At 64.7% G+C, this 1,759-nt stretch carries 2 protein-coding genes; both read right to left on the reverse strand.

Annotated elements, in window-relative coordinates:
* Positions 1–93 precede the first annotated feature (93 nt).
* Positions 94–864 carry a GNAT family N-acetyltransferase gene (locus QZY03_RS18305; protein WP_295583594.1) on the reverse strand — a complete coding sequence of 257 codons (771 nt, stop codon included), beginning with the start codon at positions 862–864 and terminating at the stop codon, positions 94–96.
* Positions 865–1,071: 207 nt separating this feature from the next.
* Positions 1,072–1,398, reverse strand: a complete 327-nt coding sequence (locus QZY03_RS18310; RefSeq protein WP_295583595.1) for a hypothetical protein — start codon at positions 1,396–1,398, stop codon at positions 1,072–1,074.
* Between the last annotated feature and the right edge of the window lie 361 nt (positions 1,399–1,759).

A 1,759-nucleotide genomic window follows, 5' to 3' on the forward strand; every position in this document is an offset into this window, starting at 1 on the left:
CAGCCCTGACGGTGTCAGGCCAGGATGGCCTGACGACGCACCCGGCGAGCCCAAGGATGTCGAGGCTTAAGCCGGAAGCAGCGCCGCCGCCCGCTAAAGCGTCGGCTTCCGGTCAGCGGCGTGCGTCGTCAGGGCTTCCAGCCCAGACGGTGTCAGGCCAGGATGGCCAGTCGACGCATCCAGCCAGTGGGCAAATCTTTGCTGGGCGGTCCGCGCCGCGTTCAGGCCGCGATCAAGCGAAGCAAGCCAGAGATCCCCATAGGCGCCGAGCAGTTGATGCGGGTTGGCGAACCAGGGCAGACCCCGGTGCAGATCGGCTGGCGGCAGCAGTTCACAGTCGTATTCGACAATTCCGTCCCCCGTCCGTTCGGGCTTCCCGCCAATCGCCAGGGCGAGCTTGCGCATCGGCGTATTTTCGACCAAGACCTCGAAGCGCAGGTGTCGGATGCCGGCCGCCCGGGCCAGTTCCACCAATTGGCGGGACATGGCCGTGCCCACCCCCTGACCGTGGGCAGCGTCCGCCACGGTAATCGAGAACTCCGCGCTGTCACCCCCAGGGGACAGACGGATGCAGCGGGCGAAGCCCAGAGTCTCGGTCTCCCGGCCCTGGTTATCCAGGCGGACCGCCACGACGGCGATGTGGTCCCAGCCGTCGGCGCCGGAGAAGAGATCCAGTTCCGCGTCGCTGAGGGTGTGTTTGCTGGCAAAGAAGCGCATGCGCCGCGACTCGGGCGAGAGCGCGCCGAAGCACGCCTTGAGCCGCTCGCGGTCGGCGGCTCCGGAGGGCCGGATACGCAGATTGAGCGCCTGAGGCGCTGAGCTTAAGCGGTTGTTGTCATGGTTGACCAGTTGTAGTTCATACATTCAGTTCCCCTGCCGCGAGGGCAGTTCTGGGCCGGGGCCGCGGCAATCGCGGCGCCAGTGCCTTTTTGTGCATTGCAGCATTATGGTTCCCGGCTGAACCATAAACAACCCTTATGTGCTAGGGGCGGGCCAGCGGCGGCGCCGCGACCTGTCGCGACAGGTCGGGAAGTGGGCGCTAAGGCGATTGCCGGAATAAGGTGGAGCGAGCTAGTTCCGCGGGCGCTGACAGGCCGTGTGGCACTCCCAGTAGCGGTTGGTGCAGAACCCATAGAGGTTCTCGCTGCATGACCACCAGGGGTAGCCGCAGTTCTCCTGATCGGAGGCGTTACACCAACGCAAGGTACGCTGGGCCGCCTGATAGCCGGCCTGACATTGCTGATAGTCGTAGCGGGCGTCGGCGTCGCACTGGTCCTTGACGCTCTGGCAGCGGCTGATGCAGCCGATCTCGGCGACCCGCTGGGGCAGGTTCTCGTAAAATAACGGACGGGAGCATCCCGCGGCGGCGAGGAGCAGGACGATGGAAACTGCCGCCATGACCTGCGGCCTGGTTCCAAACGCGGCATTGGTTGGCGATGGCCTCATCAGGGTGACCCCGATAATGAAAAAATGGCATGGGACGAGGACCACTGGTCCGGGTTTCCGGCTAGTGTAACGCCGGGCCATGCTTCAAGACTCAACTGTCAGGCTTAACTTTAGCCCCATCGGTGCGTAAACGCATCTCCGCGTGCGCTTGGCATGCAAGAAGAAGCAGCGCGCAGCAATTCCAAATTTGGGCGGCACCGCGCGACCTCTGGTGGATGCGGCGCGCGCGACCGCCGTGCCGAGTCCCTGAGACCGAGCGGCGCGCCTTATCCACCCTACAACGGAGCCGGTTTCGTAGGGTGGATAAGCGCAG

Source organism: uncultured Lamprocystis sp. (assembly GCF_903933125.1).
GTDB lineage: Bacteria > Pseudomonadota > Gammaproteobacteria > Chromatiales > Chromatiaceae > Thiodictyon.

Excerpts from the sequence above, each read along its gene's own strand:
- QZY03_RS18305 (WP_295583594.1), bottom strand. The coding sequence starts at position 864 with ATGTATGAACTACAACTGGTCAACCATGACAACAACCGCTTAAGCTCA.
- QZY03_RS18310 (WP_295583595.1), bottom strand. The coding sequence starts at position 1,398 with ATGGCGGCAGTTTCCATCGTCCTGCTCCTCGCCGCCGCGGGATGCTCC.